Origin of the sequence: Streptomyces sp. NPDC053493 (assembly GCF_044544825.1) — a bacterium.
Lineage (GTDB): Bacteria > Actinomycetota > Actinomycetes > Streptomycetales > Streptomycetaceae > Streptomyces.
Genome location: NZ_JBITXS010000002.1, coordinates 342,641 through 365,226 on the forward strand (window position 1 = coordinate 342,641; position 22,586 = coordinate 365,226).

General features: G+C 74.5%; 10 protein-coding genes. 5 read left to right on the plus strand and 5 right to left on the minus strand.

The annotated features are described in order from the left end of the window. Positions 1 to 6 precede the first annotated feature (6 nt). Positions 7 to 756, minus strand: coding sequence for a dienelactone hydrolase family protein (locus ACIGO8_RS07250; protein ID WP_399725217.1), 750 nt, complete (start codon positions 754 to 756; stop codon positions 7 to 9). A 539-nt stretch (positions 757 to 1,295) separates the two neighbouring features. Between ACIGO8_RS07250 and ACIGO8_RS07255 the strand changes: the two genes are divergently transcribed. Both ACIGO8_RS07255 and ACIGO8_RS07260 read left to right on the plus strand, forming a co-directional pair. Continuing rightward, complete coding sequence (locus ACIGO8_RS07255; RefSeq protein ID WP_399726770.1) at positions 1,296 to 2,990, plus strand: S8 family serine peptidase; 1,695 nt, start codon at positions 1,296 to 1,298, stop codon at positions 2,988 to 2,990. 238 nt (positions 2,991 to 3,228) lie between these two features. Next, positions 3,229 to 7,023, plus strand: a complete 3,795-nt coding sequence (locus ACIGO8_RS07260; RefSeq protein ID WP_399725220.1) for a LuxR C-terminal-related transcriptional regulator — start codon at positions 3,229 to 3,231, stop codon at positions 7,021 to 7,023. A 65-nt stretch (positions 7,024 to 7,088) separates the two neighbouring features. On the opposite strand, the gene ACIGO8_RS07265 is transcribed toward ACIGO8_RS07260, so the two are convergent. Continuing rightward, entirely contained in the window at positions 7,089 to 7,898 is an 810-nt protein-coding gene (locus ACIGO8_RS07265; protein WP_399725222.1) for a caspase family protein, read from the minus strand. A 108-nt stretch (positions 7,899 to 8,006) separates the two neighbouring features. Here ACIGO8_RS07265 and ACIGO8_RS07270 point away from each other — a divergent pair, with 108 nt between their 5' ends. The 3 genes from ACIGO8_RS07270 (at position 8,007) to ACIGO8_RS07280 (ending at position 15,539) form a co-directional block, all read left to right on the plus strand. Next, on the plus strand, positions 8,007 to 8,867 hold the full coding sequence (locus ACIGO8_RS07270; RefSeq protein WP_399725225.1) for a DNA/RNA non-specific endonuclease: 861 nt from the start codon (positions 8,007 to 8,009) through the stop codon (positions 8,865 to 8,867). 124 nt (positions 8,868 to 8,991) lie between these two features. After that, positions 8,992 to 14,391 carry a trypsin-like peptidase domain-containing protein gene (locus tag ACIGO8_RS07275; RefSeq protein WP_399725228.1) on the plus strand — a complete coding sequence of 1,800 codons (5,400 nt, stop codon included), beginning with the start codon at positions 8,992 to 8,994 and terminating at the stop codon, positions 14,389 to 14,391. Positions 14,392 to 14,435: 44 nt separating this feature from the next. After that, complete coding sequence (locus ACIGO8_RS07280) at positions 14,436 to 15,539, plus strand: trypsin-like serine peptidase (protein WP_399725231.1); 1,104 nt, start codon at positions 14,436 to 14,438, stop codon at positions 15,537 to 15,539. Positions 15,540 to 15,549: 10 nt separating this feature from the next. Here ACIGO8_RS07280 and ACIGO8_RS07285 read toward each other — a convergent pair whose 3' ends face one another. The 3 genes from ACIGO8_RS07285 to ACIGO8_RS07295 are packed head-to-tail and all read right to left on the minus strand — an operon-like array spanning position 15,550 to position 22,578. Further along, positions 15,550 to 17,943 carry a hypothetical protein gene (locus ACIGO8_RS07285; RefSeq protein ID WP_399725234.1) on the minus strand — a complete coding sequence of 798 codons (2,394 nt, stop codon included), beginning with the start codon at positions 17,941 to 17,943 and terminating at the stop codon, positions 15,550 to 15,552. Continuing rightward, positions 17,940 to 21,569, minus strand: coding sequence for a hypothetical protein (locus ACIGO8_RS07290; protein ID WP_399725237.1), 3,630 nt, complete (start codon positions 21,567 to 21,569; stop codon positions 17,940 to 17,942). The genes ACIGO8_RS07285 and ACIGO8_RS07290 overlap by 4 nt, the downstream gene beginning before the upstream one ends. A gap of 16 nt (positions 21,570 to 21,585) precedes the next feature. After that, complete coding sequence (locus ACIGO8_RS07295; protein WP_399725239.1) at positions 21,586 to 22,578, minus strand: hypothetical protein; 993 nt, start codon at positions 22,576 to 22,578, stop codon at positions 21,586 to 21,588. Between the last annotated feature and the right edge of the window lie 8 nt (positions 22,579 to 22,586).

Consider the following 22,586-nt stretch of genomic DNA (forward strand, 5'->3'; position numbering starts at 1 on the left):
TGAGGATCAGGAGCAGATCGGGTGATCGGGTCGATCCCTGACGGGCAGGCACTCGGCGAGCAGGGCGACGACGTCACGCCAGGCTCGCCGTGCGTGCCGCGGGTGGTAGCCGACGCCGGGCCGCACGGTGTGGTCGACCGTCGGGTGGTGGAAGGCGTGCAGGGCTCCGCCGTAGACCACGAGGCGCCAGTCGACGCCCGCGGCCTGCATCTCCGCGGTGAACGCCTCCCGTTGCGCGGGCGGCATGATCGGGTCTTCCGACCCGACGCCGGCCCATACCGGGCAGCGGATGCGTGCCGCCTCGCCCGGCCGGCCCGTGGTCAGTGCGTTGACCGTCGCGATCGCGGGCAGGTCGACGCCGTCGCGGCCGAGTTCCAGGGCGATCGCGCCCCCGGTGCCGTAGCCGACGGCGGCGGTCCGGTCGAGGTCGGCCCGTGGTTCGGCACGCAGTACGTCGAGCGCGGCGTGACCGATTCCTCGCATGCGGTCGGGGTCGGCGAGCAGCGGCAGGCAACGGGCCAGCATCTCGTCCGGGTCCGCCAGATAGCGTCCGCCGTGGAGGTCGAAGGCCAGCGCCACGTATCCCAGCTCGGCCAGGGCCTCGGCCCGCCCGCGCTCGACGTCGCTGAGCCCGGTCCCCTCGGGTCCGACCAGGACCGCGGGCCGGCGCCCGGCCCCGGCCGGGAGCGCGAGGTGTCCGATCATCGTCAGGTTGTCGGCCGGGTAGGCGACCGTGCGGGTGGTGACCGTCGTCATGCCACCGGACGGTAACGACCGTCGCGCCCGGTCGGGGTGGTGTTCACCGACGGCGGAGGGCACCGCCCCGCACTCCGCCCGGCCCTCCCCCGCTCGACCCTCCCCCTCCCCTCCCCCTCCCTGCCCCGAGGGGTGACAAGGGTTTTCCCCGTATCGAGTTCACCTCGGCGTTCCCTACTGTCTGCCGCACCGGCAGATCCCTCTCCCCCACCTCCGCCTGACAGGTGCATGAGGACGGGTGGGTGGTGTCCGCCGGGGGCGGCCCTGACCCCGGCCGTCGCGCCGGTGGCGGCGCACGGGCCCCCACGCCCAGGGAACAGCGGACCGCGACCCCACTTCGCCCCGAGGTTCCCGCGCCGCCGCCACTGCTCCACCTACGTCGTACTCGAAAGGGCCACACCTTGAACGGTTCCAGGCGGAGAGTCATATCCGTGGTGGTCGCGAGCGCCGCGATCCTCGGCGCCGCTGCCACCACCTCCGGGGCGTTCGCCGCCGTCCCGGCCGCTGCCTCGCCGAAGCCCGCGCCGGCTTCGCAGTCGATGAAGGCGCTGCCCAGCGCCCCGGTCGAGAAGGTCATCGTCACCTACAAGTCCTCGTCCGCCGAGGCCGGCTCCAACGCCGCCGCCAAGACCGACGCGGCCGACAAGGCCGCCAAGACCGGCGAGAAGCTCTCCTTCGAGCGCCGTCTGGCCGGCGGTGCCGCGCTGGTCGACCTCGGCGGCTCCGCCACGAAGCAGGACGTGGCCGAGGTCATGGACGCCTTCCGCGCCGACCCGCAGGTCGCCTCGGTCGAGCCCGACATCCGCGCGTACGCGATGGCGGTCACGCCGAACGACACCGACTACGCCAAGCAGTGGGACCTCTTCGAGCCCACCGGCGGCATGAACGTGCCCACCGCCTGGGACAAGACGACCGGTTCGGGCGTCACCGTCGCCGTCATCGACACCGGTTACGCCGCCCACTCGGACGTGGCGTCCAACGTGATCGCCGGCTACGACTTCATCTCCGACTCCGCCGCCGCCCGCGACGGCAACGGCCGCGACGCCGACTCCAAGGACGAGGGCGACTGGAACGCCACCGACGGCGAGTGCGGCACCGGCTCCACCGCCTCGAACTCCTCCTGGCACGGCACGCACGTGGCCGGCACCATCGCCGCGGTCACCAACAACACCAAGGGCATCGCGGGCATCGCGTACAACGCGAAGATCCAGCCCGTGCGCGTGCTCGGCAAGTGCGGCGGTTCGTCCTCCGACATCGCCGACGCGATCACCTGGGCCTCCGGCGGCACCGTGCCGGGCGTCCCGGCCAACCCGAACCCCGCCAAGGTCATCAACATGAGCCTGGGCGGCGCGAGCGCCACCTGCCCGAGCGTCTACCAGAACGCGATCAACGGCGCCGTCTCGCGCGGCACCACCGTCGTCGTCGCCGCGGGCAACAGCAACGCCAACGCGTCCGGCTTCACTCCCGCGAACTGCGCGAACGTCATCACCGTGGCGTCGACCAGCCGTGAGGGCAACCGTTCCTTCTACTCCAACTACGGCACCATCGTGGACGTGGCGGCCCCGGGCGGCGAGACCCGTCGCGCGACCGACACGCCCGGCACCGTCACCACGCCCGAGAACGGCATCTACTCCACGCTGAACTCCGGCACCACCGTCCAGTCGACCGAGAACTACAAGCCCTACCAGGGCACCTCGATGGCGGCCCCGCACATCGCCGGTCTCGCCGCGCTCCTGAAGTCGGCCAAGTCGACCCTCACCCCGGCCGACATCGAGTCCGCCATCAAGACCAACGCCCGTCCGCTGCCCGGCACCTGCACCGGCGGCTGCGGCACCGGCATCGCCGACGCCGCCAAGACGGTCGACGCGGTCACCACCACGCCGCCCGCCGGCACCGTCTTCACGAACGCGACCGACGTCGCCATCCCGGACAACACCACCGTGTCGTCCTCGATCGCCGTCACCGGCCGCACCGGCAACGCCCCGGCCGCCCTCAAGGTCGGCGTGGACATCAAGCACACCTGGCGCGGTGACCTGGTCATCGACCTGGTCGCCCCGGACGGCACCGTGCGCAACCTGAAGGCGTCCTCCTCGTCCGACAGCGCCGACAACGTGCTCGCGACCTACACGGTCGACGCGTCGAGCGAGGTCGCCAACGGCACCTGGCAGCTGCGGGTCCGCGACGTGGCCTCGGGTGACACCGGCTACATCGACTCCTGGAGCCTGACCTTCTGATTCACCTCCGATTCGCTCGCGGATCGGTCCCGAACCACCCCCCACACCCAGCATCTGCGCTGGTCAGCGAAGCGCCCGTGGTCTACACCACGGGCGCTTTCGCCTGCCGGACACGCTCGGTTCACCGGAGCGTGCTGTCCGTATGCCGGACAAGGGGCCTGGACTGGGGCGGCAGGCTCCGTATTCTCTGCGCAACGGGCTCATGGGGCGAAGCCCGAGCGCCGGAGGTGGTGGACACGTGACGACAGCGCCGCACCGGCCTGCCCCAGTGGGCCGCGAGGAACTTCTCTCCCGTCTGGAACGCGTTCTGCAGACCCGCGGCCGCGCCCTGCTCACCGGCCCGGCCGGTGTCGGCAAGACCGAGGTCGCCCTCGCCGAGGCCGCCCGCGCGGAGGCGCGCGGCGAGACGGTGCTGTGGCTCGCCACGCTTCCCGCCGACCGCGACATACCCGGCGCGGCCGCCGCCGCGCTGGTGGCGTCCGTCGCCGCCACGGTCACCTGGCCGGGCCTCGCCGCGGCGCCGCCGCAGGACGGCCGGCTCGCGGCTCCCCGGGACGGAGTCTCGGCCGGCCGGCGCGCCGCGGACAGCGGCGCGGCAGCGGTGCAGGGCGACGGCCCGGCCTCCGCCGCCGCCGGTCATACGGGCGCGGGACGGACGCTCGGAGGCGCCCATGGTGAGACCGCCGGGCAGACCGGCACGGGCTCCTTCGGCGCCCCGGCGGACAGCGCCACGCCCGCCGGGCGTGGGCCGGCCGCCAGGAGCGGCAGCGCGGGTACGGCCGGAGCCGTCGACGCCTTCGGCCGCGCCGGTACGAGCGGGGCCGACGCCCCGCAGACCCCGTCCGGCCGGCTCGGCCTGCCCGGGCAGCGCGCGGGCGCCGGCCGCGCCGGGTCCGGCGCCCCTACGGGAGGGCAGGTCGGCGAGCCCGGCGGAATCGGCACCGGACTCGGCGGCGCGCACGGCAGCTCCGGGCAGCGACCGGCGGGCGGCCCCGCCTCCGCCGTCACGCACGACGGCGGCGTGTTCGCCGGTGACGGCCCCGGCGCCGCACCGGCCGGATCCGGCCACGGCGGCCCGGCCCCCACGGTCGGCCACGACGGCCCGGCGCCCACGGTCGGCCACGGCGCCGGGCGCGCTTCCCCTCCGGACGCGGCCGGCTCCTCCGACGCCGACGCCGACGCCGGCGCCGCACCCAGCGGTACGGGCGCCGCCCATGGCCACGATCCCGCCGCCTACAGCGGCGGCGCGGGCGCCCGTCCCGGCCACGATCCCGCCGCGTACAACGGCGGCATGCACGCCGGGTCCGGCCACGACGCCGGCGCGTACGGCGACCGCATGCACGCCGGGTCCGGCCACGACGCCGGCGTGTACGGCGACCGCACGCACGCCCGCGACGGCGTCGTGCACACGCCCGGTTGCGAGCACTCCGCCGCGCGGCTCGGCGTCGCCGCCTCCGGCGTCTTCGACGGGCTGCCGGGGCCGCAGCGGGCGGCCGTCGCGCTGCTGTGCCGGGAGGCGCCGGCGCAGGACGGCGGGTGGGATCCGATCGCGCTGCGCCTCGGGATCGCCGGCATCCTGCGCGCGCTGACCGTGCGCGGTCCCGTGCTGCTGGTCGTCGACGGCGTGCAGCACATGGACCCGGACAGCGCCGATCTGCTGCGCTTCGCCCTGCACCTGGCGCCGTCCGCGCTGCGCGTGATCGCCGTCGAGACACCGGAGGCGTACACCGGCTACGGCTCCCGCGAGCCGCGCGGCGGCGCGCACGGCACGCAGGCGGCGGCGCGCGAACCGCACGACACCCGGCTGTGGGTGCCCTCGGAGGCGGACGTGCTGCTCGTGCCGCCGCTGCACGCCGACGAGATCGCCGAACTCCTCATCCACCACCGGCTGCCCTCCCGGATGGCCGGCCGCATCCACAAGGCGAGCGGCGGCAATCCGCGGCTGGCGCTCGCCGTGGGCCGCTCGCTGGCGGACGCCCGTACACCGGTGCACCACGCGGAGGCGCTGACCCTGTCCGGGCGGGCCCGCGACCTGGCCCGGCAGCTGCTCGGGGCCGCGCCGGCCGAGGTCCGCGAGACGCTGCTGCTCGCCGCGCTCGCGCTGCGGCCCACCGCGACGCTGGTGCGCCGGGCCGGCCGACCGAACGCGGAGGCGGACCTGGCGGCCGCCGAGCGGGCCGGTCTGGTGTCGCTCGCCGAGGACGGCACGGTCTCCTTCACGGCCGGGCTGCTGCCGTCGACACTGGTCCACGACGCCTGCTGGGCGGACCGCAGCGCCGGACACGCGGCGTTGGCGCGGGTCGTGGACGACCCGGTGGAGTCGGTGCGGCACCGGGCGCTCGCCACCGACGCGCCGGACGAGGAGCTGGCCGCCGAGGTGGCGGAGGCGGCGGAGCTCGCCCGGGGCCGCGGCAACAGCGCGCTGGCGGCCGAACTCGCCCTGCTCGCGGCCGAGTCGACGCCCGGCGCGCACGCGCAGCGGCGGATCGCCCGGCTGGTGGACGCGGCCGAGGAGGCCGCGCGGGCCGCCCGCGCCGATCTGGCGATGCGGGCCGCAACCGATCTGCTCGCCCGGGACGCGGCGCCCGCGGACCGGGTGCGGGCCAGGCTCGCCGTCCTCGACACCGCGGGGCAGGGCCTCACCGGACTGGACGAGATGTACGTCCACGCCATGGAGGACTCGGAGGGCGACACCGCGCTGCGGGCCGGCGTACAGCTCCGGCTGGCCGTCAAGTACGTGCTGGCCGACGGTGATCCGGTGCGTTCGCGGGCGGCCGCGATGGAGTCGGCGGCGCTCGCCACGTCGATGGGCGACCACCGGACGGCCGCCCAGGCCCTGACCGTCCAGGCACGGATGGAGCGGGCGCTCGGCTCGCCCGACGCGGAGGCGGTGCTGGCGCAGGCGCGGGCCCTGGAGACGGCCGAGCGGCCGGCCGGGATCCGTAACGCCGCCCAGATTCTGACCATCCGTCACGCACTCTTCGACGGACGGCTCGTGGACGCGCGGGCGCAGCTGAACGCGCTGCTGCCGCTGGTGCAGCGGCGCGGTTCGGTGGAGGACGCGATCGAGCTGCTGAGCACGCTCGCGGAGATCGAGTCGCGGATCGGCCCGTGCGCGGCGGCACTGGCGCACGCCGGTCAGTCGCTCGGGCTGACCCTGGAGGCGGGCCTGTCGCCCGGGCCGGCGTGGTACGCGCTCGCGCTCGCGGAGACGGCCGGCGGCAGCTTCGCCCGGGCGGCGAGTTACGCGCGGCGCAGTGTGCAGGCCTCGGAGGAGGAGGGCGACCGGGTCTTCCTCTCGCGCAGCCTGTACGCGCTCGGCCGGGTCCAACTGGTCAACGGCGACGTGGCCGCGGCCCTGGAGACGCTGCGCCGGGTGGAGGCCAACGAGCGCGCCCAGTCCACCGTGGACCCGTCGATGCTGCGCTGGCACGAGGAGCTGGCCGAGGCGCTGCTCGCGCACGACGAGGTCGACGAGGCGATGGCGGTGCTCAAGGAGGTACGGCCGGTGGGCGAGCGGCTGGGCCGGACGACGGTGCTGCTCGGCTGCGACCGGGCGTACGGGCTGTGCCTGGCGGCGGAGGGCCGTACGGACGAGGCGGCGGAGCTGCTGGCCGGCACGGCGGCCCGGTTCGGCGACGCGGAGCTGCCGCTGGAGCAGGGCCGGGCGCTGATGGCGCTGGCGCGGGTCGAGCGGCGCCGTCGGCGGCGCTCGGCGGCGCAGACCGCGCTGCAGTCGGCGGCCGCGGTGTTCGAGCGGGCCGGGGCGGTGCCGTGGCTGGCGCTGACCAGCGAGGCGCCGGCCGGCCCGGCGGGCGAGGGCCCGGTGGGCGAGGAGGCGCCGTCCGCGCTGTCGACGCTGACGGAGGCGGAGCTGCGGCTCGCCCGCCTGGTGGGCCAGGGAGCCAGCAACCAGGAGGCGGCGGCGAAGCTGTATCTGAGCGTGAAGACGGTCGAGGCCCGGCTGACCCGGATCTATCAGAAGCTGGACGTGCGCTCGCGCGCCCAGCTCGCGACCGCGCTCCGGCCGTGAGGACTCGGCCGGGGCGCGGACCGCGAGGACCGCGAGACCTCGGCCCCTGAGGGCTCGGCCCCGGCTCAGACCGTGAAGGGGCGCTGGGCCAGGAACGTCGTCGAGGGTGCTCCGGTGACGTAGAGGTTGGGGCTCTGGGTCGGCGGCAGCCGGCGCTGGATCGCCCGGTGGAAGGTGCGGTAGTCGCCGTGGAAGGCGCCGTCGTTCCAGACGGCGAGCAGCGCCTCGGTGAAGGCGCCGTTGACCGCGCCGTCGGCGGCGACCTGGTTGTCCTGGCAGGCGGACACGAGGATCACCGGCGGTCCCTGCCCGTCGCCCGTGACGGCGGCGGACTTCGCGAGGGTGCGCTGGAGGTCGTCGTAGAAGTCCCGGTCGCGCTCGTAGAGCTCGGCCTGCCGGGGCTCGGGCAGGTAGCGGCCGGTGACGTCGCCGCCGCCGGGCAGTTCGACGCTGCTGCCGCTGTGGCAGCAGTCGAAGAAGGTGACGATGCGGACGCCGTCGTCGAAGCGCAGGAACTCCTGGTGCACCTCGTCGTCGAGGAACTGGCGGTCGTAGAAGACGAGGGTCTCGTCGAGCCGGTCGGGTTCGTCGTCGGGACCGGTGACGTCGGGGACCTGGCCGCCGTGCCCCGAATAGGTGAAGAGCAGGATGTCGCCGGCGCCGAGCCGTTCCGCCGCCGCGCGCAGCGCGGAGGTGATCCGGTCGACGGTGCCGTCCGGGGTGAGCAGGACGGTGTCCGCGAAGCCGGCGGCGCGCGCCAGGGCGGCCATGTCGCGGGCGTCGTTCTCGCAGGCCACGAGGGTGCCGTCCCAGCCGCCGTAGCGGTCGGGGTCGACGCTGTTGAGTCCGACGTGCAGTGAGAGTCCGGTAGGCATGGTGCCTCCTTGGCCGGATGGTGAGGGGGCACCGGTGGCGTCGTCTGTTCGAGTGGCCTGCGGGTCCGGTGCCGTGGGCGGCCCTCTTCCGCGCGGTACTTACATCGTATGGACCCCCGTGAATCCCGGCACGATCTGCTCGCCGACCGCACCGGCTACGACGAGAACTTCCTCGGCCCCGCGGTGCCGCTCGCGCTGCCGGTGCGCGCGTCGGTGGAGACGGTGATCCTGCCGTACACCCACTTCAGCGTGGTCTTCCGGCCCGACCGGCGGCTCGCCGCGTCGACCGCGGTGTGCATCGAGGGGCAGGCGCTCCTGGACGACGTGCCGCGCGACGACGTGTGGGCGTACGATCCGCGGCTGCCGCGCGAGCAGCAGGCGGGCGAGGACGTCTACCGGGACAACAGCCTGGACCGCGGCCATCTGGTGCGCCGGCTGGATCCGGTGTGGGGCGCGGCGGCGGTGGGCGCCCGGGCGAACACGGACACCTTCCACTTCACCAACGCGGCTCCGCAGGCGGACGTGTTCAACCAGGGCAAGAAGCTGTGGCAGGGCCTGGAGAACTACCTCCTGGACCACGCGGCCGAGTTCGACCGCAAGCTGGCGGTGCTGACGGGGCCGGTGCTCCAGGACTCCGACCCGCCCTACCGGGGCATCCAGGTGCCGCTGCGGTTCTGGAAGGTGGCGGCGTTCATGCAGGACGGGGCGCTGGCGGCGACCGCGTACGTCCTCGACCAGAGCCCGGACCTGAGCCGGGACGCGGACCGGGCCTTCGCCGGGGCGACGCCGGGCGCGCCGCCGCCGCTGGGCCCGTTCCGTACGTATCAGGTGCCGGTGTCGGACGTCGCGGAGATCACCGAGCTGGAGTTCGGGCCGCTGCCGGACGTGGACTTGATGCCGCCGATGCGCGCGCCGGACGAGCGCTGGCGGCGTCTGGAGTCGTACGAGGACATCGCGATGCAGCCCTGAGCGGCACGGCCGGGCGGCGGGCCGCACCGGCCTGGCAGCGATTGCGACCGGTGGGGCCCGGCGGGACGATGGCATCAGCGAGCAGTCGTCCCCATCGGCGCAGGGACGGCCGGGCAGGTGCGTCATGCCTCTCACCGAGACGGAGTGGGGCCTCGTCACCAGCTGGGTGCGGGACCATCTTCTCGACGACCCCGATCCTCGTACCGGGCTGTTGCGCACCTCGCTGAGCACGGACTTCGTGGCCGGTCTTCCGCTCACCGGGGACCGGGAGGCGAACGCGCGGCTGGTCGTCGGCGCTGCGCGCCGGGACATCGCGCACCAGCGGCGGCTGCTGGACGCGCTGGCCGGCGTGGAGACGCTGGACCGGCTGGACGCGGTGGACGCGGTGGGGCGGGGCACGGAGGTACGGGCGCTGCTCGGCCGGCTGCGGGAGGACGAGGAGCTGCGGCACTCGGCGCGGGATCCGTTCGAGGCGGTGGTGCTGCGGCACGGCACCGAGGTGTTCGTGGACCGGGCGGAGCTGCGGGCCACGCTGCGCCGGTTCGTCGCGGACCCGGAGCTGTCGGTCCTGGTGGTGGACGGGGAGCCGGACAGCGGGCGCTCGTACACGTATCGCCTGATCCGTCATCTGGGGCAGCACCGTGGCTTCCGCCCGGTGCGGGTGACCTTGTCGCGGACGTCGACGGCGGCGCGTCTGGTGGGGCGGCTCGCGGAGTTCGTGTCGGGTCCCGAGGCCGACGGATTCCCGTTGAACCCGACACGGTTGAACGATCCACTGCCGTCGATCGACGACGCCGTGCACCGGATCGTCAGCCGGGCCACCGCCGCCGAGGACCGGTTCTGGCTGGTGCTCGACCAGTGCGACGCGCTCGACCCGAACTCCGACGTCTGGGACTGCGTCGGCAAGCTCGCCCTCGCGGTCTACGAGCACACCCCGGTGCGCGAGGAGACCGTGCCCCGGCTGGTGCTGCTCGGCTATGCCAGCTCGCTGCACCAGCTTCCGTACGACATCCGCAAGGGCGAGTGCCACGACACGGCGCGCCCGGCCGGCCCTGACGAACTGCGGGACTTCTTCGGCCGGTTCTTCGCCGAGGCGGCCGGCGACCCGGCCGGCCGGGCGCCGCCCGGCCTGGTGGAGCCGACGGTCACGGAGGTGCTGCGGGCGGTGGACGCGGCGGATCCCGCGGACAGTTACATGCGCCGGCTGTGCACGGCGACCGAGGAGGCCGTCCGGCTCTTCCTCGACCTGCCGCCGGGCGAGGACTTCACCGCCGCGCTGCGGGCCGCGCCGCGCTCCTCGGCCGGGCCGGCCGTCGCACCGGAACTGCCCGGGCTGCGCCGGGCGTACCGCGAGGCGACCTGTCTCCTGGAGGAGTTCGATCCCGCGGCGCTGCGGCTGCCCGGTGAGCGCGTGGCCGCGGGCAAGGCCGTACGGGAACTCGTGGAGGACTGCACGGCGCTGGCGGGACCGCAGCGTTCGGTGCGCTGGGTGCTGACCCCGCAGGTGCGCGCGCGGACGTTGCGGGAGCTCGCCGGGCCCGAGGCCGCGCGGGCGGCGCTCGCGGCGAACGCCGACGCGTTCCCGCCGGGCCCGGGCGTCGAGCGGGCGGCGCTCGCGCTGCTGTCGGGCGTCGCGCCCGCCGCGGCCACGCCGGCCGAGGCCGACGTGGAGGAGCTGTCCGACCTGCTCCAGGCCGTGCTGTGGCTGGAACAGGTGCCGGGCACGGCCGGTCTGCTGCCGTCGGTCGACGAGGTGCACCGGCGGCTGGAGCGGGCCCGCCTCCTGCAGCCGCTGCGGCTGCTCGTACGGGACACCTTCCACGGCCGCACGCGGGAACTCGACGCCCTGCGCGGCTACCTCGCGCTGCCGACCGAGCCGGCCGAACCGCCGGTGCTGCTGCACGGCATCGGCGGCATCGGCAAGAGCACCCTGCTCGCCCGCTTCCTGCTCGACAGCCTGGCGGACGCGGCGCCGGACGGATTCCCGTTCGCCTACATCGACTTCGAACGTCCCACGCTCTCCCTCCAGGAACCGGCCACGGTGATCGCCGAGGCGGCCCGCCAGCTGGGCGTCCAGTATCCCGGCCACCGGGCCGCGTTCGACGCGCTCGCCGACCGGTGCGGCCGGACCGCGAGCGCCCAGCGCGGCGAACGCGACCAGATCGACGAGCTGTCCCGGCTGTCCGCCACCCGCGTCACGCTGGGCCGCGACTACTCGGCCGGGTTCCACGCCCGGGCCAGCTCCCGCGAGCAGGAGCTGGCCCAGGAGCTGGCCACGCTGGTCGCCGGCGCGGTCGAGGTGCCGCCGGGCGGGATGGAACCTCCGCTGGTGATCGCGGTCGACTCGTTCGAGGAGGCCCAGTACCGCGGCTCGCCGGTCATCTCCCGGATGTGGGCGGTGTGGACGGCGCTGCGCGCCGCCTATCCGCGGCTGCGGTTCGTCGTCGCCGGGCGGGCACCCATCGACCACCCGGCGCGGGTCCTCACGCCGCGCACCATGGAGCTGACCGAGCTCGACGAGGAGGCGTCCGTGGACCTGCTGATGTCCTGCGGCGTCGACGACGAGACGGTGGCGCGCAGCCTGTACGGCCAGGTCGGCGGCCACCCGCTCAGCCTCAAACTCGCCGCGCGCACGGCCGTGTCGCTCGGCGGCGGGACGGATTCGCTGGGCGATCTGCTGCGCAGCCTGACCTCGCGGCGGCGGCTGCACACCAGCGTGGACCAGATGCTGATCCAGGGCACGCTCTACGACCGGATCCTCAAGCACATCGCCGACCCGGAGGTCCGGGCGCTGGTGCAGGCGGGGCTGGCGCTGCGGGTCATCACGCCCGAGCTGGTCCGCGACGTGCTGGCCGGGCCGGCCGGGCTCGGTACGCCGTCCACGGCCGAGGCGGGCCGGATGTTCGGCCGGCTGGTGTCCCGGCTCGACCTGATGGAGTCGGCGGGCCCGCAGGCGATCCGGCACCGGCCCGACCTGCGGTCGATCATGCTGCGGCTCTCCGACGGCGCGCGCACCGACCTGATGCGGGCCGTGGACACGCGGGCGGTGGCCCACTACGCGGCCCGCGACACCGTCAGGGACCGCGCCGAGGAGATCTACCACCGGCTGCGGCTCGGCGAGAACCCCCGTACGGTCGAGGCGCGTTGGCGGTCCGGAGTGGAGCACCACCTGGCGGGCGCGGACCGGGACATGGCTCCCCGCTCGGCGGCCTTCCTGCTCGGCCGGATCGGCGGGCACGTGCCGGACCAGATCATGGCCGAGGCCGACCAGGAGGACTGGGAGCGGATCGCCGCCCACGAGGTCGAGGACCTGCTCACCCAGGGCTACCTGGACGCCGCGGCGCGGCGGCTGGCCGAGCGTCAGCCGTGGACGCCGTGCAGCCGGCTGCACGCGCTGCTGGTGGAGACGCTGGCCCGCTCCGGGCGGGCCGCGGACGCCCGGGAGACCGCCGAGCGGGCCGTGGACCGGGCGGAGGAGGCCGGCTGCGCCGAGACCCGGCTCGAGCTGCTCCAGCTGTCGGCGAGGCTCGCGCAGGACGCCGGTGACTTCGCCGACGCCGACCGCGACCTGCAGGAGGCCGAGGCGGTCGCGGCCGGTCTCGGCCTCCCGTACGAGTCGATCGGCGTGCTCGTGGCCCGGTCCCGGCTCGCGGAGGTCGCCCGGTCCGACTCGACGGAGACCGACGCCCGGCTGGCCCGCCGGCTGCGCGGGATGCCGGACGAGGACCTCGCCCGCCGGCCCGCCCTGGCCCGCGCGGCGGCCGTCTCGGCCTGCCGGGTGGACCCGCCGGCCCTGGCCCGCACCTTGCGCCTGGTGGGCCTGCCCGGCGACGACGACGCGGTGGTGACGACGCTGGCCCGCTGGTTCGAGACGGCGATGGCCGACGAACCGCGGCTGCGGGAGCCGCTGGCCCGCATCCTGGACGCGGCGGCGACCGGGGCCGGGGCGACGGGCACGGCCGGGGCCGCGGGGCTCTCCCCGGACCGGCGTCCGGCGCCGTACGCGCGCCCGTACCCGGCTCCCGCCGCCGATCCGTACACGGGTCCGTACGCCGGGCCGTACACGGGTCCGTACACGAGTCCTTACGCCGATCCGTACGCCGGTTCCCCGACCGGCCCGTACGCGCGGCCCGTGCCGCCCGGGCGGGTCGAGGAGGCGCTGCGGGAGGCACGGCGGCACGGCACGCTGGACAGCCTGGCCTGGCGGGCGCTGACGCTGAGCGACCGCAGCGGCGATCTGCTGCTCGGCGTGGCCGCGGCCGTCGACGCGGGCTCCGGGCTCGTCGGCCGGGGCGCCGGCAGTCCCGCGTACGGGCCGGTGCCCGGCGGGGCGGGCCTGGTGGGCGTCACCCCGCCGCCGGACCAGGCGCAGGCGGCCTGGCGGGAGGAGCCGTACCTGCCGGCCGAGGAGCTGCTGGCGGTGGAGAACGCGGCCGTGGAGGCGGGGCTGGCGGACCGCGAGCTGCGGGACCGGCTCTTCTCCGGCGTCAAGGACCACTTCCTGGCGGCGCTGCCGCCGCAGCCGACGCCGTTCACCCAGATCCAGTCCGATCTGCGGACGATGAACCGGGTGGAACGGCTGATGGAGGGCGAGGTGCCGCTGGAGCTGTGGCTGCGCAACGCGATCGCGCTCGCCGGCGGCCCCGGCCCGGTGGCCGTCTTCCAGCGGGCCCTGGACCATGTGGTGCGCGACGCGGCGGGCGAGCCCGACCTCCCGGCGGAGTACCTGTCGGCGGAGTTCAAGGAGGAGATCGTCATCCGGGACGACATGGTCCCCTTCGAGTTCCTGCACGACGGCTTCCTGGCCGGCGCCGCCGTGGCCCGGGTGACCGTGCCGCCGTACAAGGGCGGCAGGCAGCTCCAGCCGGCCTACCCGCACGTGGGCACCGGCTGGCTGATCGCGCCCGGCCTCCTCGTCACCAACCACCATGTGGTGAACGCCCGGGGCGGCGTCGGCGGCGGCCGCGAACTGGTCGGCGAGGACGACCTCCAGCTGCAGGTGCGCAACTCGCGTTCGCGCTTCGACTACGGCGCCGACGAGGCCGAGACGGAGGAGGCGACGGCGCTCTCGCTCGTCGCCTGGGACGCCACGCTCGACTACGCCGTCCTGCGGCTGACGACCGCCCAGCCGGAACGGCAGGTGCTGCGGGTGGCCACGCAGCCGTTCGAGATCCAGGGCAACGACCCGCAGGCGGTCAACATCATCCAGCATCCCAAGGGCATGCCGAAGCGGGTGGCGCTGCGCAACAACCTGGTCTATCAGGCGGACGAGAAGAACGTCGCCTACTTCACCGACACGCAGGGCGGCTCCTCCGGCTCCCCGGTCTTCACCGACCGGTGGACGGTCGTCGCGCTGCACCGCGGCGCGCGACGGCTGAGCGACGTCGAGTACCAGGGCAGGACGACCGCGGTCGTCAACGTCGGCACCCAGATGAGCCGGATCCTGGCCCATCTGCGGGAGAACCGGCCCGAGTTGTACGCGGAGATCATGGCGGCCCAGGCGGCGCTGCCCCCGGAGCCCTGAACCGGGGACCGCGGCCGGGCGGCGACAGGCGGAGGTGACGGGAGATGCGGAACGGATCACGGAGCGGCTCGCACAGCGGGTCGCCGGTCGCGACGGGCCCGGGGCAGGTCTTCGGGGATCTCGCCGAGGTGGCCGCGCGGGTGAGGGGCCGGCTCGAGGAGGAGCTGGAGGTCCAGGAGTCGGCCGAGGAGCTGCCGCCCGGCGCCGCCCCGGCCGCGGAGGTCGGCCGCTTCGCGCGGGAGGAGCGGGCCCGGGTCCTGGAGGCGGGCGTCACGGGTCTGGAGAAGCTGGCGGAGGGCCGGGCGGACGAGATCGACGAGGACGAGTACTTCGGGGTGGAGGCGATCGTCCTCCTGGAGGGCCGTCCCGCGATCCTCGTCCAGGGCCAGGATTTCGCGCCGCAGCCGGGCGACTGGTCGGTCCTGGAGGCGGGGCGGGCCGCGATCCGCGAGTCGATCGCCCGGGTGGGCCGGGTGGAGGTCACCGGTCATCCGAACCTGGACTGGATCGGCACGGCCTTCGTGGTCGGCCCGGAGGCCGTGATGACGAACCGTCACGTGGCGGTGGAGTTCAGCCGGGCCGAGGGCGCGGGCTGGACCTTCCAGCAGGGCATGACCGCCCGGGTCGACCCGGGCGAGGAACTGCCCGCCCACCCGGCGCCCGGCCCGGTGCCGGCCGCCGGCCCCCTCCCGTACGAGATCACCGAGGTGATCGGCATCCACCCGGACGTCGACATGGCCCTGCTCCGGATCGCCCCGCCCGACGGCGAGCCGCTGCCGGCCCCGCTGGCGGTCGCGGCGGACGCCCCGGCGGACCTGCCGGGCCGCCCGGTGTACGTGGTCGGCTACCCGGCCTGGGACGGGCGCCGCAACGAGCCGGAGTCGATGCGGCGGATCTTCATGGACATCTACAACGTGAAGCGCCTCCAGCCGGGCATGGCCACCGAGTTCACGGCCGGCGGCCTGGTGATGCGGCACGACTGCTCCACCCTCGGCGGCAACAGCGGCTCCCCGGTCTTCGACCTGACCGACCACCGCGTCCTCGGCCTCCACTTCGGCGGCCGCTACCGGATCGGCAACGTCGCGGTGCCGCTGTGGGAACTGGAGGACGACCCGCTGCTCGCCCAGGCGAAGGTCAACTGGGTGTGAGACGCGCACCTCAGGGCGTGGTCTTCTTCGCGTCGTGGAGTGCCTTCAGGTGACGCGCGAGTTCGGCCTGGCGGGCGGCCTCGCGCACTTCGCGGGGATAGAGGGCCTCGATCTCGGCCGGTGTCTTGCCGAAGTGGCGCCAGTACGTCTCGCCGACGCGGGCGAACTCGCCCGGTGCGCGCAGCAGAAGAGTGTAGAGGATGTTCTTGGCCATGTGGCGGCCTTTCTCCACGCTGGTCAGGTCGAAGACGACGAGCTGGCCCGGCGCGCGGACCACGAGGTCGGGGCGCAGGTCGCCGACAAGGCGCACCTTGCCGCCCTCGCCGGTGAACAGCGGACGCAGCTCACGTTCGTACGGCATCAGACCGGGCGTGCGCTTCACATAGGTCTCGATCGGCAGGTCGAGCACGTCGGCGGGGAGCTTGGCGAAGGAGCGCAGACTGGTCTCGGGGACGAGGGTGAGACCGCTGTGCGGGAACTTCTCCTGGACCAAGCGGGCGAAGATGGTGTGCAGCCGGGTGCCGCGCACGCTGTTCGTCAGGGTGGGGCTGCCGGGAGCCTCGCCGAGTTCGGCGATGGCCCGGCCGACCAGGTCCTCCAGCGCTTCGACGGTCAGGACGGCCTTGCCGCCGGCGGTGCCGCCCGCCGCAGCCTCGCCGGGCTTGGGGGCTGTCTTCTTCTCGAGGTCGGCGAGCCGCTTCATGGCCTCGTCGACATCGGCCTCGGGAAGGAGCGCGGTGCCGTCCTGGAGGGCTTTGACCACCTCGGCGTGGGCGAGCGCGGAGGTGCCCTTGACCTTCGGCCCCGAGGCGAGGATGTCGTCGCCGCTCATCATGAGGACGACGCCGGTGTCGGTGACCAGGGCGTGCCGCTCGGCGACCAGGAAGCGCACCACGTCGCGCAGGGCGAGCCCGATCCGGTCGAGAGCGGCGACACCGATCCGGTTGATCGCGACGACCACGCGGGCGGCGCTCCTGGCGAGCTTCGGCAGGGCCCGGACGGCCTCCGGAAGGGTCAGTAGGGCCACCACCAGCTGGCCGAGGAAACGGCCCGCGTCGAAGAACTCCAGCTGCTCCAGCTTCTCCCAGAAGGTGTCGCGCAGTTGCCGCAGTCCCTGCTGTCCCGTGACCACCGGGTGCTGGACGCAGGCGACGATCGCGGTCCAGAAGCGGTGCCGTTCCTGGGCGAGTTGCTCGGAGAAGAGCGAACCGGCCAGCATGCCGATGACCTCGAGGACGTCCGTGACGCTCTCGCCCGCTCCCCAGAGCACGCCGCTGAACACCGCGGCGCCGTCGGCCACGTTCGGCTCCCAGTTGGCGAAGACGTACGACCAGGGAACCTTCCGTTCGTGCAGGTAGGTCCGGAACTCCCGGACGCGGACCAGGGCCAAGGTCTCGCCCAGCTTCCCGAGTTTGCGCAGCTCCTCGAAGGCAGCCATGAGCTCGTCGTCGTCGAGGTCCCGGAGGTGCGCCTTGAGGGTGGTGGCCACCACCGAACCCGGCGCCTGGGAGAGCCCCTTGTCGAGGGCTGCGGCGATGCGGGCGGCGGCCGTACGCGGGTCGCCGGGCTTGCGGCCGACGATCGTGGTCTCCCGTAGCGTGTTGACGTCCGTGGTGTAGGCGAGGATGCCTGCCGGCACGACCGCGGTGTCCCAGGTGAGCACCCGAAGCCCGGTGTCGCGGCGGCGGCCGTCGTCGCCGACCCGGTGGACGGCGTAGCCGGCGCCGGGCACGGCGGCGGCCTGCACGCCGAACCGCTCGCGCGGGATCGGGTCGAGGTAGTAGGCGCCCTCACCGAGCCGGGCGGCGACGGTCCGCTCCTGGTCGGTGCCGCCGAGGCCTGGCACGAGCCGGATCCGCTGCTCGCCGAGCACCAGGGTGTCGACGGAGATGCGGCCGGTGAGCGCGTTGCGGAACCCGGGGCCCATGCGCGCGCGAAGGGCTTCCAGGGCGCGTGGGCTCCATGTGCGCTCGGTGGCGGCCGACGGGGCGGCGGGGCCGCTCGTGGAGCGGGCGCCCGTACCGAGGTCCCGCCGCCCGGACGCGCCGGCCGCGCCGGATCCGATCCCGCCCGCGGGACGACCCGCGGCGGCGGGAGCGGCCGGGGCCCGGACGAGCGGCACGGCGACGGGGCGACCCTCGTCGTCGTAGCTGGGGACCCGATAGGCGTCGCCGCGTGGGGTCCCGTCGTCGGCCGCGCGCCCGTCGCTGCCGCCGCCGTGGGCCGCGGTGCCGGGCGAGCCGGCGCTCCGGCGGGCCTCGGTGGCGCGGATGGCGTCCTGGAGGGCCTGACGGACGGCGACGGCGAGGAGGCGGGCGAGCTCCGTCGGAAGTCCCTCGGGCCGCGGTACGGTGTCGGGCACGTGGTACTCGTGCCGTCGGTGGTGACCCGGGGTGGGGCTCATCGGACCCTCCTGCCGCCGACGATGCGGTAGACGGTGCTGGTGTCGTCGGCGGTGACCTCGAACACGATGTCGGGGTGGCGGGCGCTGAGCCGTGCCAGGACACCGGCTCTGGGTCCGCCGCCGAGGGCCGCGGCACAGATGGAACAGACCTCCTGGTCGACCCGGACGGACACGGTGTGGCCGCGGGCCGCCTGCCGTTCGGCCGGCCCGAGGGCGGCGAGCCTGGCGTCGATCTGCTGGCCGATGTCCTGCTCCGCGTGCCCGTGCGCCTGGGGCACCACCACGTTCTCCGGCGGCCGGATGGCGTGCCCGGGGTCGTACGAGCCGAGCGCGCGCGGCGAGCCACCGGTGAAGAGCTCGCCGGCGAGGGCCGGGATGTCCGTTCGGGCGACGGCGACGGTTCCTTCGTAGCCGGCGGCGGCCTTGGCGGTGGGCGGGACGCTCTGCTCGCCCGCGCGTGTCCTGCGGGTCTCGAAACCGGCGCCCTCGCGCTCGGAGGGCTCTCGGAGGCCGGCCTGCTCCAGCCGGCGGCGTTCGGCCTCGACGGCGGCGCGCGCCTCGCGCAGGTCGTCTCGCAGCCGGTTCTGCAGGGCGGGGTCGCCGGGCCGGTCGGGCTGGTACGGGCGGCGTCTGCCGCCCCAGCGTTCGTCGAGGTACTCCCGGGCCACCGGATCGCGGGACTCGCGGGCCCGTAGCTGCGCCTCGCTCGCGTTCTCGTACCAGGCCCTGTCCAGACCGGCGTCGGGATCGGTGAGCGCGGCCTGTTCGAGTTGCGCGCGGCTCTGCCAGCGGGCGGCCGGGCCGGGCCGGAGGCGTACGGAGCCCGGCGCGGATCCTGTCGCGGGCTCCACGGACGGCACGCCCTCGGGCGTGGCCGGCACCGGCCCCGGCTGCGGGTGGGCGTGCGGGTGGACGTGGCCAGGCACCGGCTGCGGGACGGCCTCGTCGACGCGTTCGGCCAGCGCCGTCGTCCAGGCCCGGGCCTCCGCCTCGGGGAGGGTCCTTCCGAGCGTCTGCTCCATGCGCCGACGGGTCAGGACCATGGCCTCCGTCCACCGCTCCACCGTCACGCCCTCGTCGCGCAGCAGTTGGGTGAGGAGCGCGGCCTTGACCAGGGTCGGCGCGGCACGCTTGAGCAGCCCGCGCAGGAACGGCACCACCGTGAATTCCGCGACGATGCCGACGACCGCGCCGTACTCCATGCGCCGGACGTACTCGTCGACGCCGGTCCAGCGGCCGTCCCGGAAGGCCACGGTGACGACGTCGTGCGCGAAGGTCTCCAGCGCGGCCGTGGTGGCTCCGCCGACGGAGCCCGTGACGAGCTTGGGCACGAGCCAGGCGAGGACCCGGCCGCGCAGGGTGGCGGTGCCGATGCGGCCGCCCGCCCAGCCGCCGAGTCCCGCGCCGACGCGGAAGCCGACGGCGCCGAGGTAGCCGTCGACGGCCGCCATGACGAAACCTCCGACGCTCGCCTCCTCCTTGCCGAGGATCACCTTGAGGAGATAGGTGGCCTCGGACAGGCCGATCCCGATGCCGACCGCCGTACCGCCACCGCCGACCTGGACGAGCAGGGCGACGATGCCCGCCTCCCAGGCGACGGCGATGCCGCCGACGACGAGCACGACGAGGCCGACCGTGTGGAAGAACTCGCCGTGACGGCCCAGCCGCCACTGCACCAGCCGGGCTTCGAACTCTCCGACGCCCTCGACGAGCGGTCCGGCGGCGCGGCCCCACGGCTCGCCGCCGCCGACGGTGCGCGAGACGATCTCGAACTTCACGTCGTAGGAGGCGATGCCGCCGTTCTGGGACGAGATGACCTCGAGCAGCCGGATGCCGTACTCCACCTCGACCTTCTCGAAGTCGTCCGCCGTGACGTGCGCGGCCCGCGCCGAACGCTCGATGACCTCGGCCGCGAACTCACCTTCGGTGTAAGTGCGTTGTTCACGGCCCGTTAGGAGGTCGGAAACGAGCCGGGCGCGCTGGGCGAGGAGTTCGGTGCGCAGCGCCTCCGCCTTGCCCGGTTTGGGCCGCATGGCCTCGGACCGTCTGGTGTAGATCGGGTCGGCGTCGCCGAGGAGCCCGCCGGCCGGGACGGTGGTGTCGGGGTCGCGATGCAGTTGGACGGCGCCCTGTCCCGGCCCGCCCGGGGTGTAGGTGTTGAAGGTGGTGGCTCTGCGCTCCTCCCCGAGGTCGGTGCGCAGCCTCTGGACACGTGCGTGCCGGGCGTACGGGGTGGTCTCGCACTGCTGGAGCAGGCGCAGCCGCAGGGCGAACCGGCGGGTGGCGTCGGCCGCGTCGAAGAACTCGTCCAGTTTCCGCTGCTGTTCGAGCTCGGCGAGGACCTGGCCGAAGAGGCTGCCGAACCGGCCTCGGTGGTAGGGCGCGGCCTCGTCGAGGGCGTGGTCGAGGACGTCGCCGAACCGCTCGTCGTTCAGACGGGCGACGAGCGAGGCGGCGAGCTGCCGGGCGGCGGGCCGGAAGCCGGCGACGCCCAGGCGTTCGGGGGCGAGGTCGAGATGGGCCCGGCAGTACAGGACCCGGACGCCCGCCTCCGCCGGCCAGGAGCTCTGCCTCCGTACCGCCTCGGGCAGTCCGGGAAGGACGTCACCCTCGGCGACGAACAACCGGGCGGCGGGCTCGTGGTGCGGGGCGGCGCTGCCCGCGTGCCGGTCGAACAGCAGGAACAGGGCCTCCCGCCCGCTGTCCCCGGTGATGTCGAGCGCCGTCGAGGCGGGCCGCAGGACGGCGGGCTGGGTCCAGACGGTGACGGTCTCGTCGCCGAACTCCTCGGCGTAGCGGCTCCAGGGGACGCCGACACCCCGCTCGAACACCTGCGGGTCCACACAGAATCCGGCCTCACGCACGGTCATGGTCAGGGACAGGCCGGGGCCGACGACGGCCACGTCGGTGAGGTCGACCCGAGGCAGCCGCATGAACGCGAACAGGACGTGGCCGTAGGGCACGCCGGGGACGCGCGGCGCCAGTGTGCCGTCCTCGTCTGCCTCGACGAGCCGGTGCAGCGCCTCCTCGGACCCGGTGAGCGCCCAGGCGGGTTCGGTGCGCCCGCCCGCGTCGGCGACGGCGCCCGTGGAGGCCCGGGCGAGGAGTTCCTGGCCCAGTTCGTCGGGCACGTACGGCTTGTTCAACCGCACCAGCCACACCTCCACCGGCCGGCTGGTGCCGGCCAGGGAGGCGTAGAGGACGGCCTGCGGGAAGGGGGCGTGGAGGACGTCCTCGATGTAGGCCAGGAAGCGTTCGACGGGAAGCCGCGCCCGGCCGGTGCGCAGCACGGTCCACGGCTCCTCGGGCCGGCCGGGGGCCGGCCCCCGGTGTCCCGGTCCGCCGTGTACCGGCACGCGCGCGGGCCGGCCTCCGTCCGCGTAGGAGGGCAGGCCGTAGCCGTAGTCCGCCTCCCGGGCGGGGTCGTAGGGTTCCCGTAGGTCTGTCCGGTCCCGAGGCTCGCCGTCGGGCTCCGTCGCCGGGTGGCGGCGGGCGAGCTCCCGGTCGGCCGCCGCGAGGCGGGCCGTGACCAGCGCGGTGAGGCGGTTGCCGAGCGCGGCCAGTTCTGCGGGTCCCGGCTCTCCGGTGAGGGTGATCCTCACCGGTACCCGGACGTGGATCTCCACGGCGGTTCGGCTCTGGCTACTCGGTGACCAGCATCATCACGGTCAGCCCTGAGCCGACGAGGTATCCCTTGTCGTCCTTGAGGCCGATGTCGAAGGTGTGCAGGCTGCCGACCTCGGCGTCGCGGGGCAGTTGGACGACCATCTCGGAGTCGATCATGACGGGTCGGTCCTCGGCGAAGTGGAACGCCTCGCCGAGCCCCGGCATGCCCGGGGCCCGCAGCTCGAAGGTGGGCGGCTCGGTGCTGGGCAGGATCTTCCGTGGACCGCCGGAGGTGAGGAGGTTCAGTCCGCCGTTCGCGATGACGGTGTCCGAGTCGATCGAGAACCCTTCGTGGCCGCGGAGGGCGAGGATGCCCGCGGGGTCGAGCTCCCGCAGATTGTGCGTGGCGCTGACGAGGTACGGACCCGTGTGGGGGGTGTGCTCCACCGGCGGCGTGTACGTGCTGTAGTGCACGTGCTGGGGTTCGGACACGGCGTCCTGCTGGACCTGGACGATCTGGATGTTGCGCTGTCCTTGGTGCTGGTCTCCCACGGGGTCGACCGGACGGGCGTTGGGGACCGGACCGCCCTCGGGATCCGGGACGAATTCGTCGCTCTGGAAGCAGTTGGCGATGATGCACATGTGACCGTTCGTGGTCTTCGCCAGCTCTTCGGTGCTGGGGTGCCAGACCGGACTGGCGTCACAGGTGAAGACCAGCGAACTGCCGGCCGGGACGTCGCCCATGCCGCTCTCGAAGGTCTGGATCGCGCTCGACGGCGACATGTTGCCGATGCCGGGGACGAACGACCAGGCCTGCACCGTGACGGCCTTCATGGTCTGTCCGCCGCGGTTGCTGATCCGCACCTTGACGTGCGTCGCCTCGCCGACGTGGGCCACGTTGGTCCGGGGGTCGAGCCAGATACTGGCGTTGTCGTAGAAGGCCTGCGGCCCCTGCCAGGGTCGGTTGCCGTTGTCGTTTCCCGGCCCGTTGAGGCCGAAGTCGATGGGGATGTAGAGGTTTCCGGCCATGGGACTTG